This window comes from Brevundimonas sp. (assembly GCF_032055285.1).
Taxonomy (GTDB): Bacteria; Pseudomonadota; Alphaproteobacteria; order Caulobacterales; family Caulobacteraceae; genus Brevundimonas.
This window is the reverse complement of record NZ_DAMBRE010000001.1, coordinates 1046090-1060587: the sequence shown is the minus strand read 5'-3', so window position 1 is coordinate 1060587 and position 14498 is coordinate 1046090. Positions and strand designations below refer to the sequence as shown.

The 14498-nt window shown below is 68.9% G+C and carries 13 protein-coding genes; all 13 read left to right on the top strand.

The features are described from left to right. The first annotated feature begins 211 nt into the window (after positions 1 to 211). The 13 genes from RTY13_RS05265 to RTY13_RS05205 all read left to right on the top strand — a co-directional run bounded on the left by RTY13_RS05265 (position 212) and on the right by RTY13_RS05205 (position 14402). Complete coding sequence (locus RTY13_RS05265) at positions 212 to 5071, top strand: NAD-glutamate dehydrogenase (protein WP_312781664.1); 4860 nt, start codon at positions 212 to 214, stop codon at positions 5069 to 5071. A 255-nt stretch (positions 5072 to 5326) separates the two neighbouring features. Beyond that, entirely contained in the window at positions 5327 to 5794 is a 468-nt protein-coding gene (locus RTY13_RS05260; RefSeq protein ID WP_312781662.1) for a universal stress protein, read from the top strand. A 121-nt stretch (positions 5795 to 5915) separates the two neighbouring features. Beyond that, a complete protein-coding gene (locus tag RTY13_RS05255; protein WP_312781798.1) occupies positions 5916 to 6473 on the top strand; it encodes a NifU family protein in 558 nt (185 codons plus the stop codon). A gap of 192 nt (positions 6474 to 6665) precedes the next feature. Beyond that, entirely contained in the window at positions 6666 to 7262 is a 597-nt protein-coding gene (locus RTY13_RS05250; protein ID WP_312781660.1) for a helix-turn-helix transcriptional regulator, read from the top strand. A gap of 69 nt (positions 7263 to 7331) precedes the next feature. Then, complete coding sequence (locus RTY13_RS05245; protein ID WP_312781658.1) at positions 7332 to 7700, top strand: helix-turn-helix transcriptional regulator; 369 nt, start codon at positions 7332 to 7334, stop codon at positions 7698 to 7700. 22 nt (positions 7701 to 7722) lie between these two features. Next, a complete protein-coding gene (gene tsaB, locus RTY13_RS05240) occupies positions 7723 to 8424 on the top strand; it encodes a tRNA (adenosine(37)-N6)-threonylcarbamoyltransferase complex dimerization subunit type 1 TsaB (protein ID WP_312781656.1) in 702 nt (233 codons plus the stop codon). A gap of 7 nt (positions 8425 to 8431) precedes the next feature. Beyond that, positions 8432 to 8845: a ribosomal protein S18-alanine N-acetyltransferase gene (gene rimI, locus RTY13_RS05235; RefSeq protein WP_312781654.1), complete on the top strand. Its 414-nt coding sequence runs from the start codon at positions 8432 to 8434 to the stop codon at positions 8843 to 8845. A gap of 37 nt (positions 8846 to 8882) precedes the next feature. Beyond that, on the top strand, positions 8883 to 9359 hold the full coding sequence (locus tag RTY13_RS05230) for a Fur family transcriptional regulator (protein WP_114817062.1): 477 nt from the start codon (positions 8883 to 8885) through the stop codon (positions 9357 to 9359). A gap of 53 nt (positions 9360 to 9412) precedes the next feature. Continuing rightward, on the top strand, positions 9413 to 10819 hold the full coding sequence (miaB, locus tag RTY13_RS05225; RefSeq protein WP_312781647.1) for a tRNA (N6-isopentenyl adenosine(37)-C2)-methylthiotransferase MiaB: 1407 nt from the start codon (positions 9413 to 9415) through the stop codon (positions 10817 to 10819). A 96-nt stretch (positions 10820 to 10915) separates the two neighbouring features. Then, positions 10916 to 11908 (top strand): PhoH family protein, encoded by a 993-nt coding sequence (locus RTY13_RS05220; RefSeq protein ID WP_312781645.1) that lies wholly within the window; start codon positions 10916 to 10918, stop codon positions 11906 to 11908. Beyond that, complete coding sequence (ybeY, locus tag RTY13_RS05215) at positions 11909 to 12364, top strand: rRNA maturation RNase YbeY (protein ID WP_312781643.1); 456 nt, start codon at positions 11909 to 11911, stop codon at positions 12362 to 12364. Then, positions 12361 to 13962 carry an apolipoprotein N-acyltransferase gene (gene lnt / locus RTY13_RS05210; RefSeq protein WP_312781641.1) on the top strand — a complete coding sequence of 534 codons (1602 nt, stop codon included), beginning with the start codon at positions 12361 to 12363 and terminating at the stop codon, positions 13960 to 13962. Before ybeY ends, lnt begins: the two co-directional genes overlap by 4 nt. Further along, complete coding sequence (locus tag RTY13_RS05205) at positions 13959 to 14402, top strand: helix-turn-helix transcriptional regulator (RefSeq protein WP_312781639.1); 444 nt, start codon at positions 13959 to 13961, stop codon at positions 14400 to 14402. The genes lnt and RTY13_RS05205 overlap by 4 nt, the downstream gene beginning before the upstream one ends. The last annotated feature ends 96 nt before the right edge of the window (positions 14403 to 14498 follow it).

The window sequence follows — 14498 nt, the reverse complement described above, 5'->3', positions numbered from 1 at the left end:
GATCGGGGCTGAATTGGGGCGGTTGTTGTCCGGTTTCCGGCTTGAGAGACCAAAATTCGCCCAACTGTGGGCCTCTGGCGCAACATGGTGCGCTGCACACTGAAATTCAGGGTCTTAGCCGCCTCAGTCGGCCTAGCCATCACCGCCTGTAGCGCTAAGGTGGCGCGGTCAAATCCCTGCGGCCTCAGGCCGTGCTGTTCGAGACCACACCATGTCCGCCGCTCCGCGCACAGTTTCCGCCACGCCAGCAACTCTGGAGGCGCTGGAAGCGGCCTATGCGCGGATTGTCGACGGCCCGCCGGGCGCCGCTGAAAAGTCCTTCCTGGCTCAGGCCTTCGACGACTACGCCGCCGATGAGACGCCCGAGCTGGGCGGCGACGACCTGGCCGCCCTGCTGGGCCAGGCCTGGCGTTCGGCCCAGAGCCGCAAGGCGGGCGAAGCCGCACGCGTCACCGTCAGCCCCCTGGCCGGCGCCGACGGCGCCCCGACTGGCTATGACAGCGTCCTGATCCTGCAGGACGACGCCCCCTTCCTGGTCGACAGCGTCCTGGGCGAACTGGCCGAGGCCGGCGTCACCGTGCGCGCCCTCTTCCACCCGATCGTCGAGGTCGAGGCCGGCCGTCGCGACTCCCTGATCATCGTCGTCATCGACCCCCTGCCTCAGGAGCGTCGCGACGCCCTGGGCGAAGGCCTGGCCCAGGCCATGGCCGACGTGCGCGCCGCCGTGACCGATCACGCCGCCATGGTCCAGCTGATGCGCGACGCCGTCGAGCAGTTGGAGGCCGCGCCGCCCGCCGCCGTCGATCCCGCCGTGCTGGAAGAGAACATCGCCTTCCTGCGCTGGGCCAAGAGCGACCACTTCGTCTTCCTGGGCGCCCGTGATTACGCCTATCCCCGCAGCGCCGACGGCGGCTATGCGGCCGAGGCCCCGCTGGAGGTCTCCGACCAGGGCCTGGGCATCCTGAACGATCCCGAGCGCCGCGTTCTGCGCCGCGCCTCGGAACCCGCCGTCCTGACCCCGGCCATGCAGCGTCAGCTGGATGAGAGCGAGCCGGTCACCGTGGCCAAGGCCAACATGCGCTCGCGCGTCCATCGCCGCGCCTACATGGACTATGTCGGCGTCAAGCGGTACGGCGCGGACGGCAAGGCCTCGGGCGAGACCCGTTTCGTCGGCCTGTTCACCGCCGAGGCCTATGACAAGATGGCCAAGGAGGTGCCGCTGATCCGGCGCAAGGTGGCCAATGCGCTGGAGCGCGCCGGCAAGACCCCCGGCAGCCACAACTACAAGCGCCTGAAGAACATCCTCGAGAACTACCCCCGCGACGAGCTGTTCCAGATCAGCGAGGACGAGCTGCTGGATACGGCCCTGGGCATCCTGCACCTCTATGACCGCCCGCGCATCCGCCTGTTCTCGCGCCGCGATCCGTTCGACCGCTTCGTCTCGGTCCTCTGCTTCATCCCGCGCGAACGCTTCGACGCCGGCCTGCGCCAGCGCATCGGCGGCATCCTGGCCAAGGCCTGGGGCGGCCGAGTCTCGGCCTGGTATCCGCAGCTGACGGATCAGCCGCTGACGCGCGTCCACTACATCATCGGCGTCGAGCCGGGCGCCCACCTCAACCCCGATCCCAAGGCCCTGGAGGCCGAGGTGGCCGAGGCCGGCCGCAGCTGGATCGACCGCTTCGAGACGGCGCTGCGCGCCGCCGACGTGGACGAAGTCGCCGTCGGTCCGACCAGCGCCAAATGGGCCGAGGGCTTCGGGGTCTCCTACCGCGACCGCTATGACGCCGCCGAGGCCGTGGCCGACCTGGAGCAGTTCGACCGTCTGAACGACGGCTCGATGGGCGACGGGGTCCACGCCGAGCCGGTGGCCGTCCGCGCCTTCCGCACCGCCGACGAAAGCCCGCTGCAGTTCCGCTTCAAGCTCTATCGTCGCGGCTCGGCCGTGCCGCTGTCGGACGTCCTGCCGATCCTGGCCGACATGGGCCTGAAGACGCTGGAAGAATCGGACCACGTGGTCCGCACGACCGGCGACGCCCCCATCTATATCCACGACTTCCTGCTGGAAGACCCGCGCGGCGAGGCCCTGACCTTCGCCGACATCAAGGCTCCGTTCGAGGCCGCCTTCTCGGCGGTCTGGACCGGTCGCACCGAGAGCGATGGCTTCAACCGTCTGGTGCTGGAGCTGGGCGTGGACTGGCGCGAGGCGGCCCTGATCCGCACCCTGGCCCGCTATCGCCAGCAGACCGGCCTGGACCCGTCGCAGGCGGTTCAGGAAACGGCCCTGCGCGAGTACCCGACCGTGGCCCGCGCCATCCTGTCGCTGTTCAAGGCTAGGTTCGATCCGGCCCATGGCGGCAGCGTCGCCGAACGTGAGGCCCTGGTCGCCGAGCTGAACGACAAGATCATCGCCCTGCTGCAGGACGTGAAGAGCCTGGATCACGACCGGGTGCTGCGCCGCATCGCCCTGCTGATCGGCGCCATCAAGCGCACCAACTTCTATCAGGTCGACGCCGAGGGCGTGGCCAAGCCCCACATCTCGATCAAGATCGCCTCGCGCGAGCTTGAAGACCTGCCCCTGCCCAAGCCCTTCCGCGAGATCTTCGTCTGGGCGCCGCACATCGAGGGCGTTCACCTGCGCTTCGGCCCCGTCGCGCGCGGCGGCCTGCGCTGGTCGGACCGTCGTGACGACTTCCGCACCGAGGTCCTGGGCCTGGTGAAGGCCCAGCAGGTCAAGAACTCGGTCATCGTCCCGGTCGGCTCCAAGGGCGGCTTCTATCCCAAGCAACTGCCGGTCGGCGGCGACCGCGACGCGGTTCAGGCCGAAGCCATCCGCGCCTACAAGACCTTCCTGTCCGGCCTGCTGGATATCACCGACAACATCGTCGGCGAGGGCGCCCCGGTGCGTCCGACGAACGTCGTGGCCTGGGAAGGCGACGATCCCTATCTGGTCGTGGCCGCCGACAAGGGCACGGCGACCTTCTCCGACATCGCCAACGGCGTGAGCCAGTCCTACGGCTTCTGGCTGGACGACGCCTTCGCCTCGGGCGGTTCGGTCGGTTACGACCATAAGGAGATGGGCATCACGGCGCGCGGCGCCTGGGAGGCGGTTAAGCGCCACTTCCGCGAGATGGGCAAGGACATCCAGTCCGAGCCCTTCACCGTGGTCGGCGTGGGCGACATGTCCGGCGACGTCTTCGGCAACGGCATGCTGCTGTCCAAGGCGATCAAGCTGGTCGCCGCCTTTGATCACCGCGACATCTTCATCGACCCGACCCCGGACACGGCCAAGTCGTGGGAAGAACGCAAGCGTCTGTTCGAGACCCCGCGCACCAGCTGGCAGGACTATGACAAGGGCCTGATCTCGCAAGGCGGCGGCGTCTTCTCGCGCTCGGCCAAGACCATCGATCTGACGCCGGAAATCAAGGCGCTGCTGGACATCGAGGCCGACACGGTCGATCCGACGACCCTGATGCAGGCCATCCTCAAGGCCCGCGCCGAGCTGCTCTACTTCGGCGGCATCGGCACCTACATCAAGGGCGGCGGCGAGACCAATGCCCAGGCCGGCGACAAGGCCAATGACGCCATCCGCATCAATGGCGGCGACGTGCGCGCCCTGGTCCTGGGCGAGGGCGCTAACCTGGGCGCCACCCAGCTGGGCCGCATCGAGGCGGCGCGCGCAGGCATGCGCCTGAACACCGACGCCATCGACAACTCGGCCGGCGTGGACTCGTCCGACCATGAGGTGAACATCAAGATCCTCACCGGCGGCGCCATCGCCTCGGGCAACCTCAAGGCCGAGGACCGCAACGCCCTGCTGAAGTCGATGACCGACGAGGTCGGCCTCAAGGTCCTGGTTCACAACTACGACCAGACCCTGGCGGTCAGCCTGCAACAGGCCGAGGGCGCCGAAGCCCTGGACGCCCAGCAGGCCTTCATGCAGCACCTGTCGTCGATCGGTAAGCTGAACCGTGCGGTCGAATACCTGCCCGACGACGTCCGCATCGCCGAGATGAAGCTGCAGGGCGCGGCCCTGACCCGCCCCGAACTGGCGGTGCTGACGGCCTATTCCAAGCTGGAGCTTTTCGACGAGATCGTCGGTTCCTCGGCCCCCGACGACGCCTTCTTCGAGCGCCTTCTGGTCCACTACTTCCCGGCCCCGCTGGCGAAGTTCGAGGACGACATGAAGCGTCACCGCCTGCGTCGCGACATCATCGCCACCGTGCTGTCGAACGAGATCGTCAACATGGCCGGGCCGACCTTCCCCGACCGCCTGCGGGCGGCGGCGGAATGCGACACCGCCGCCATGGTCACGGCCTTCGAGACGGCGCGTCAGGTCTTCCGCCTGGACCAGGCCTGGAAGGCGGTTTCGGCCCTGGACCTCAAGATCCCGGCCGAGGCCCAGACGGCCCTCTATCGCGAGATCGCCAAGGTCCTGCGTCGCCAGACCTACTGGCTGGCCCGTCGCGCCGCCCGGACCGAAACCACGGTCGGCGGCATGATCGCCGCCTATCAGCCCGCCGCCGACGCCCTGCGCGCCGCCGGTCCCGAGGTGCTGTCGCGCTTCGAGCAAGGGCAGTATGAGGCCCGCGTCGCCACCTTCGTCGGTCTGGGCGCGCCGGAAGACCTGGCCCGCGACATCGCCCTGCTGCGGCCCATGGTGGCCACGGCTGACATCGGCGACCTCGCCAATGAACTGGGATGGAGCGCGCCGGCCATGGCGCGTCTCTATCACCAGGTCGGCGCCGCCTTCGACTTCGACCGTCTGCGCGTGGCGGCCGGTTCGGTGCCGTCGGGCGATCACTTCGACCGTCTGGCCGTGCGTCGCTTGATCCAGGATCTGATGGCCGAGCAGCAGCAGCTGACCCGCGCCGTGGCCAAGGCTTCGGCCGAGGCGGCGGGCGCCAGCGAGGAAACCGCCGAGACGGCCGTCGACGCCTGGATCGGCGCCCGTATCGGCCAGGTCGAATCCCTGCGCGCCTCGGTTGACGAGATCGAGACCTCGGGCACGGGCTGGACCTTCGCCAAGCTGACCATCGCCAACGGGGCTATTCGCGAAGTCTTGGGAAGCTAAGTAGCTTCCCAAGGGCGCTATCGCCCTTTCTTTAGGGCGCTAGGTTCGCCGCGCGGCGGCTCACGGCTTGAGCGCGTCTTCGGGTGCTATGCTCGGCTCGCGGAGCCTCGCGACGTAGGCGAGGTCGCGTCACATCTGCCTGAAGGGGCCCGCTCGTTTCGTCGTTCGCGGCGAGGCGGGCGGGCCTTGGCGTTTGGGGCGGCTTGGCGTTAGGTGGTCGCCGCTGTTCAGAGATCCCCAAGGCCGGAAAGATCCATGCCCAGGAAGTTCCTCGTCGTCGTCGACGACAGCCCCGAGTTTGGCGCCGCCCTCGGCTACGCCGCCCGGCGCGCCAAATCGACCGGCGGCCGCGTCGTCCTTCTGCGCGCCCTGCCCGGCGGCTCGGACGAGCACTGGTCCGGCGTCCGCGACGAAATCCGTCGTCAGCAGCGCGAAGAGGCCGAGGTCCTGCTCAACCGTCTTGGCGAAGAAGCCGCGGAGAAATCCGGCGCCGCCCCCATCTTCCTGATCGAGGAAGGCGATCCCCAGGGCGCCATCCGCAAGGCCGTGGGCGCCGATCCCGACATCAAGATCCTGGTTCTGGCCGCGGGTTCCGGTTCCCGCGGGCCCGGCCCCCTGGTCTCGGCCGTATTGAAACAGGGCGGCGCCTTCACCGGCCGCAAGCTGCCCGTGACCATTGTGCCGGGTGAACTGACCGAGGCGGACATCGAGGATCTGGCGTGATTTTAGGGTCGCTACCGCTCGCCGCGCGACGGCTGGCTGCTTGAGCGACGCGACGCCTCTCCTTCCCCGGTCGGGGAGGGAGAGGCTTGCGAACTTGAGCTTCGAGGTCCATCTCCCGGCCATGTTCATCCAGACCGAACCCACGCCCAACCCTAATGTCCTGAAATTCCTGCCGGGCCGCGACGTGGCCCCGCAAGGCGTGCTGGAATATCGCACCATCGATGAAGCTGCGGCCTCGCCCCTGGCCGAGGCCCTGTTCGAGCTGGAGGGCGTCGAGGGCGTCTTCTTCGGCGCCGACTATGTCTCGGTCACGCGCGGCGCCCAGGCCCCGGACTGGAGCGCGATGAAGGCGCCCATCCTGTCGGTCATCATGGATCACTTCGTCTCCGGCGCGCCGTTGACGCGCGACGCCCCGGCGACGACCGAGGACGGCGGCGAGGACACCGAGATCGTGGCCGAGATCAAGGGTCTGCTGGACAGCCGCATCCGACCGGCCGTGGCCCAGGACGGCGGCGACATCCTGTTCGATCATTTCGATGAGGAAACCGGGGTCCTGCGTCTGCGGATGCGCGGCGCCTGCTCGGGCTGCCCCTCTTCCTCGGCCACGCTGAAGGCGGGCGTCGAGCAGATGATGCGGCACTACATCCCCGAAGTGACCAGCGTCGAGCAGGTGATTTAAGCGAAGGGCGCTACCGCTTGCGACGCGGTCGCTCGCTGCTTGAGCGCATTCCGGGAATGTGTTCTGAGGCGCGCGCGAAGCGCCAGGCCGCGTCGGGTCGAGAAGGCAGAGCCTTCTGACCGCGGCTCCACAAAGATGTTGTTTCACATGAAACAACTATCGTCCGAACGGGCCATGGGGCATGATCGCCGCATGGCCCGTTTCACATCCGATGATGACGCCGGGGCCGAGGGGCGCGCCCTCGGCGACGCCCTGGCCGCCTTGCGCCGCGAGCGTGGGCTGAGCCAGGCCGAGGCCGGCGCGAGGATCGGCATGACCAGTCAGGGGTGGGGCCTGTACGAGGCGGGCAAGCGGCCGGGCCTGTTCCGCCCCGATGTCCAGCGCCGCCTGACCGGCGCCCTGGACGCCACGCCCGAGGATCTGGCGCTTCTGGTCGGCGCCGCTCCTGTCCCGGCAACCAAGCCCGGCGCTGAAGGTTTTCACGCGCGGGGGCGCGCCTTTGAGGCCGCGCCGGCAGCCGAGCGGCGGCGTCTGCAGCTGTCGACCGACGACCTGGCGCCCTGGGCCGCCGCCGGGACGGTGCTGGAATATGCGCCGGGCCGCTGGCCGCGCCGGGATCAGGGCTGCGTCATCGAGATGGACGACGGTTCCCTGCGGCCACGGCTCTATGTCCGGTCGGACGAGGCGGAACTGGTGGTGCGCGGCGCCGGGGCCCTGCTGACCATCGAGCGGATTGCGCGCGCTCGGGTGCGAGTCGTTGCGGCAGTCGTCGCCCGGCTGGACGAGTGATGAAACGAAACAGTTGTGTTTCATCGGACCGTGTGAAACTCTCCCTGCATCATCAGGGAGACGCCGTCCATGCCGCGCCGAACTCAGGATATAGACGCCGCCGTGGGCTTGCGGATGGCCGCGCGTCGTTCGGCGCTCGGCCTGTCGCAGACGGCTCTGGCCCTGCAGCTGGGGGTCAGCTTCCAGCAGGTGCAGAAGTACGAAAAGGGCGCCAATCGCGTCTCGGCCTCACGCCTGCATCAGGTGGCGACGGTGCTGGGCTGTTCGGTGGCTGACTTCTTTCCCGTGCGATCGGCGGAAGGCGATCCGGCTACAGGTCTGCGGGCTTTGATGGCGACGGCGGAGGGGCGGCTTCTGGCGGAGGCCTTTCCTCGCATCCTGGATCCGGCCCTGCGCCAGGCGGTGACGCGGGTGGTCGCGGCGCTGGCGTCGGCCTGACGGCGGCGATAGGAAGGCCGCGATGAGAGTTCTGATCGTGGATACGGCGCTGGGCGCCTGTACGGCCTGCGTGGTCGAGGACGGGCGCCTGCTGGGCGTGCGCTCCGAACTGATGACCAAAGGGCATCAGGAACGGCTGGCGGGCATGGTCCGGGACGCGGTGGCCGATGCGGCCAAGGAGGCGGGCGGCGGCTTTGACGCCATCGACCGGATCGGCGTCACCGTCGGACCGGGCAGTTTCACAGGCCTGCGCGTCGGCCTGTCCTTTGCGCAGGGACTGGGGGCGGCCTTGGATCGACCGGTGGTCGGCCTGTCGACGCTGGACGGCCTGGCCGTCTCGATAAAGCCGGCGGGTCTGGTCGCCGCCGTCATCGACGCCCGCCGGGGCCAGGTCTATGCGCGCCTGTTCCGCGACGGTCGTCCCCTGGGCGGACCCGAGGCCCTGTCGCTGGAGGCGGCGGCGGACCGCATCTTCCACGCCGCTGCCGGGGCGCCGCCCATCCTGGTCGGATCAGGCGCGGGCCTGATGGCCGAAGCCTTCCCCGAACGCCTGGGCGCCGCCATCCTGGCCCGCCTGCCCGCCCCGGCGCCCGAGGCCCTGGCCTATATGACCGCCGTGGTTGATCCAGAGGCCCACGCGCCTCGCCCCCTTTATCTGCGCGCGCCCGACGCCACGCCGCCCAGCCGCCTGCCGGGGCAGGCGCGTCCGCCAAGCGCTTCGTGACGACATCGTGACCCGCTCGGACGCCCTCGCCGCGATCCACGTCGAGGCCTTCGACGCCCCCTGGGACGCGGCCAGCCTGTCGGCCCTTCTGGCCTCGCCGGGCGTCTTCGCGGTTGAGGAAGACGACGGCTTCATCCTGATCCGCGTGGTGGCCGACGAGGCCGAGATCCTGACCCTGGCGGTGCGTCCTGCGGCTCGGCGCGGCGGCCTGGGGGCGCGCCTGGTCGAGGCCGCCGTGGTGCGCGCGGCGGCGCTGGGCGCCGAGCGCATGTTCCTGGAAGTGGCCGAGGACAATGTCGCCGCCCGCGCCCTCTACGCCCGTACCGGCTTTACCGAGGCGGGCCGTCGGCGCGGATATTATGCGCGTGCGGATGGAAGTCGCGAGGACGCCCTGGTGCTGGCGCTGAACTTTTCTCGATAGCTTCCATAAGGCGACGGCTCAGCCTATCTTCCGGCCCATGGAACGGATCGAGAAACTTTGCGCCGACCGCGGCATGCGTATGACCGAGCAGCGGCGCGTGATCGCCCGCGTGCTGTCGCAGGCCGAGGATCACCCTGACGTCGAGGAGCTGTATCGCCGCGCCTCGGCCATCGACCCGCACATCTCGATCGCCACCGTCTATCGCACCGTGCGCCTGTTCGAAGAGGCGGGCGTGGTCGAAAAGCACGACTTCGGCGACGGCCGCAGCCGCTACGAAGAGGCGGGCGACGACCACCACGACCACCTGATCGACACCAAGACCGGAGAGGTCATCGAGTTCTTCGACGCCGAGATCGAGCGCCTGAAGACCGAGATCGCCAAGCGTCTGGGCTTCGAACTGGTCGGTCACAAGCTGGAGCTCTACGGCCACGCCATTCCCGGCGCCGAGCCGGTCGAGCGCGAGGGTCTGATCTACAAGCGCCACGCCGCGCGCGTGGAGCCGACCGAGGGCTGACCCCAAGAGCGGTCCGCCTTGCCGTCGCCGGCTTCGGCGATCATAAGCCGCGCATGACCGATACGCTCGAAAAGCCCTTCGAAAAGGCCGAAGGCGCAGCTGTTTCAGCGGCGCCCAAACGCCTGTTCATCAAGACCTACGGCTGTCAGATGAACGTCTATGACAGCGAGCGCATGGCCGATGTCCTGCGCCCGCTGGGCTATGCCACGACGGACGCGCCTGAGGGCGCCGACTTCGTCATCCTCAACACCTGCCACATCCGCGAACGGGCCGCCGAGAAGGTCTATTCGGAACTGGGCAAGCTGAAACAGATGCGTGAGCGCAAGGTCGCGCGCGGCGACGGCGGCATGACCATCGCCGTGGCCGGCTGCGTCGCCCAGGCCGAGGGCGAGGAGATCATGAAGCGCCAGCCCGCGGTCGACCTGGTGGTCGGACCGCAGGCCTACCACCAGTTGCCGGAACTGCTGACCCGCACGGCGCGGGCGCGCGGCGAGCGCATCGGCGCAGACTTCGCCCCGCATGAGAAGTTCGACGCCCTGCCCGCTGCACGTGGAGGCGACGGCCCGACCGCCTTCCTGACCGTGCAGGAGGGCTGCGACAAGTTCTGCACCTTCTGCGTCGTCCCCTATACGCGTGGCGCGGAGTGGTCGCGCCCGGTGGCGGCGGTCCTGGCCGAGGCCCGCGCCCTGGCCGACCGGGGCGTGCGCGAGGTCACCCTGCTGGGCCAGAACGTCAACGCCTATGACGGCGAAGGTCCGGACGGAAAGCCCTTCACCCTGGCGCGTCTGGCCTACGCCCTGGCCGAGATCCCCGGCCTGGACCGCATCCGCTACACCACAAGCCACGCCAATGACATGTCGGACGACCTGATCCAGGCCCACGCCGATCTGGACGCCCTGATGCCCTATCTGCACCTGCCGGTGCAGGCGGGGTCTGACCGGGTGTTGCGCCTGATGAACCGCAAGCACGGCCGCCAGAAATACATCGACCTGATCGCCCGCATCCGCGAGGCGCGGCCCGACATGGCCATCGCCGGCGACTTCATCGTCGGCTTCCCCGGCGAGACGGATCGTGATTTCGAGGACACCCTCGATCTGGTGCGTCAGGTGACCTATGCGGGCGCCTTCAGCTTCGTCTATTCGCCGCGCCCCGGCACGCCTGCGGCTACCATGCCGGGCCAGATCGAGGAGAAGGTCGGTCTGGAGCGGCTGCAGCGCCTGCAGGCCCTCTTGTTCGAACAGCAGACCGCCTTCAACGCCGCCCAGGCGGGCAAGACCTTGGATGTCCTGTTCGAGAAAAAGGGCCGATACGCCGGTCAGGCCATCGGCCGCTCGCCCTATCTGCAAGCCGTCCACGTCGAGGCGGCGGATCATCTTCTGGGCCAGATCGTGCCGGTCGAGATCATCAGCGGCGCTCAGAACAGTCTGAACGGGCGCATGGCCGCCGCCGTCACTATCTAACTCGACACGTCTCTGACGAGGCGGCTTACTAGTTCCACGTCCCTCAAGCAGCCTCGCTCCGCGAGCGAGGCGCTAGGGACACCAAGAAGGAAGCCTATGGCGCGAGAGTCCGAGTTCCTGTCCCTGAGCGATCAGGCCCTGCGGGCCGTGATCGGTCCCAACAGCCGCCACGTCGCCCTGATCGAGGACGCCTTCAAGGTGCTGGTCGAGGCGCCCGGCGGCGGCGTGTCGATCAACGGCTCGGCGCGGGATCGGGCCCAGGCGAAACGCGTGGTCGAGACCCTGGCCAAGCGGGCCGACGCGGGCGCCGAGATCACCGAGGCCGACGTCCGCATGGCCCTGGGGGCCGCCGTGTCGCAGCCGCGACCGGACCACGGCCGGGTCGTGCCGGACGCCGTGGCCCTGCCGGTCGGCCGGCGCGGCGCCATCGCGCCCAAGACGGCGGCCCAGGCCCAGTATCTGGATCTGCTGAGCCGCTGCGAGCTGACCTTCGGCGTCGGCCCGGCGGGCACGGGCAAGACCTTCCTGGCGGCGGCCTATGGCGCCTCCCTGCTGCGGCGCGGACAGGTGGACCGCCTGGTCATCACCCGTCCGGCGGTCGAGGCGGGCGAGAAGCTGGGCTTCTTGCCGGGCGATCTGAACGAGAAGGTCGACCCCTATCTGGCCCCCATCTGGGAGGCGCTGAACGACATCCTCGGCGTCGAGGACGTGCGCCGTCGCCGCGAGAAGGGCGAGATCGAGGCCGCCCCCATCGCCTTCATGCGCGGCCGCACCCTGAGCCACGCCTTCATCATCGTCGACGAGGCGCAGAACACCTCGCGGCTGCAGATGAAGATGGTCCTGACCCGTCTGGGCGAGGGCGCCCGCATGGTGGTCACCGGCGATCCGTCGCAGATCGACTTGCTGAACCCGCGCGATTCCGGCCTCAGCCACGCCCTGCGCATCCTGAAGGACGTGAAGGGGGTCGGGGTGCAGGCCTTCAAGGCCGAGGACGTGGTGCGCCACGCCATGGTCGAGCGCATCGTGCGCGCCTATGACGCTGATTCCGCGCGCCACCGTCCGACGCCGGACCTCGAGGACGAAGACTGAATGATCGAGATCGAAGTCGAGGACGCCGCCTGGACCGCCGCCCTGCCTGACGTGGAAGCCGTGGTTATGCGCGCGGCGACGGCGGCCTTGGGGACGGTCGAGGGCGACCTGGTCGTCCTGCTGACCGATGACGCCGAGGTGCAGGACCTGAACCAGCGGTTCCGCGACAAGGACCGGCCGACGAACGTCCTGTCCTTCCCGGCGGCCGAGAGCGCCTTTCCGCATCTGGGCGATGTGGTGCTGGGCTTCGTCTATTGCGCGGCCGAGGCTGAAGCTCAGGGCAAGGCCCTGTCCGACCATCTGAGCCATCTGGTCGTCCACGGCGTCCTGCACCTGCTGGGTCGCGACCACGAGGACGAGGCCGAGGCCGAAGAGATGGAGGCCGAGGAGCGTGAAATCCTGGCTTCGCTCGGCGTCGCCGATCCCTATGCCGCTGAACATGAGGCGACTGCATGAACGAGCGTTTGTCGGCGCAGGGTCTGAGTGCCTTGGGGGGAGACGTGCTGACGAACCGCTGGGGTCGCATCGCCCTGGCTCTTCTGGCCGGCGCGGGCGCGGCCTTGGCCCATCCGCCGTTCGGCGTCCTGCCGGGCCTGTTGGGCTATCCCCTGCTGATGCTGCTGGCCGAGCAGTCGCGAACGGTGAAGGGCGGCTTCTGGGTCGGCTGGCTGGCCGGCTTCGCCTACTTCTTCATCGGCTGCTGGTGGGTGGCCGAGGCCTTCCTGGTCAACAAGGATCAGGCCTGGATGGCGCCCTTCGCCGCCAGCCTGCTGCCCATGGGGCTGGGGTTGTTCTTCGGGACGGCGACGGCCCTCTATCGCCGGTTCGCGCCGCAAGGCGTGCGCCGCGTCCTGCTGTTCGCCGCCCTGTTCGCCCTGCTGGAATGGCTGCGCGGCCACGTCCTGACCGGCTTCCCCTGGAACCCGAGCGGGGCGGCCTGGCAGGCCGGGTCGGCCATGTCGCAGTTCGCCTCCGTGGCGGGCGTCTATGGTCTGGGTCTGGTGACGTTGGCGGCGGTTTCGGCGCTGGGCCTGCTGGCGAGCGGCGGCCCGCGTCGTCCGCGCTGGATCGCGGCGGCTCTGGGCGTGGCGGTGCTGGCGGGCCTGTTCGCCTTTGGAAGCCTGTGTCTGTCCTCGGCCCAACGGGGCGACGGCCCGACCCTGGTGCGTCTGGTTCAGGCCGACATCCCGCAGGAATCCAAATGGTCGCCTGAGGCCTATCAGGCCATCGTCGATCGTTACGTGGCGCTGACGGCCCAGAAGGGCGCGGCCCTGCCTGACGTCGTGGTCTGGCCCGAGGGCGCCCTGCCCGCGACCGCCAACGACGTCTTCAACTCGTCCGACGCCCAGGCCATCGCCGGCGCCCTGCAACCCGGCCAGACCCTGCTGATGGGCATCAGCCGGGGCGAGGCCGATCCGACCGCCGAGGGCGGCGCCCGCTACTTCAACAGCCTGTTCGCCCTGCATGACGAAGGCGCGACGGGTCTGCGCATCGGCGCCATCTACGACAAGCACCGTCTGGTGCCGTTCGGCGAATACCTGCCGCTGGGCCGACTGATGAGCCAGATCGGCGTGCGCAGCCTGGTGCACGTTCCGGCCGACTTCAGCCCCGGACCCAAGCCCGCGCCGATCAGCCTGGTCAATGCGCCGAACGTTCAGCCGCTGATCTGCTACGAAAGCCTCTATCCGGGCTTCACCCCGGCCAAGGACGCCGACCGTCCGGCCTGGATCGTCAACGTCTCCAATGACGCCTGGTTCGGCGCCACCTCGGGCCCGCGCCAGCACCTGAATCTGGCCAGCTATCGCGCCATCGAGACCGGTCTGCCCATCGCTCGCGCCACCCCGACCGGGGTCTCGGCCATGATCGATCCCTGGGGCCGGGTCGTGGACGGCAAGCGGCTGGACCCGGGCCAAGCGGGTGTGATCGACGTGCGCCTGCCCGAACCAGCGGCGCCGACCCTCTATGGCCGCTGGGGCGACGGCCTGTTCGGCGTCCTGCTGGCGCTGATGCTGGGCGGCGGCCTGTCCTGGCGGCGACGCAAGGGGCGGGCATGAGCAAGGCCGGCGATGAGGAAGAGCTGGATCGCAAGCGAACGCGACATATCGACGGACCGCTCGGCGTTCGTTTGCGCGCCATGCGGGAAGATCGAGGCCTGACCCAGGCCGAGATGGCTCACAAGCTCGGCATATCCGCCAACCAGTGGGGGCGCCATGAGGCCGGCGAAAATCGTGTGCCGGCTGCGCGACTTTGGCAGTTTTGCCGTGCGATGAACGTCACTGTCGCCGAGATTTATGATGGCTTGCCAAGCAACATCGTCTTGCAACAGGGACAAGCCGGTATGGGGGAGCAAGGTGAGACACCCTTTGAGGGAGCGCCTCCGATTGGCCAGCCTCTTGTTCAACGCATCGGGGCGGCCGCGAGAAAACTTCCGGAAGCGCGCCAGCGCACGGCCTTGGCGGTCATTCGCGCCTTGAAGGACGAGGGCGACCGCTAGCCGGGCGAGGTTGCAAGGACACGCGCATCGCGCGAATTGTCGTGACACCGCTGGCTATCCGTCGCATTTCGAGACAATTGAGTTCGGGCGTGGATT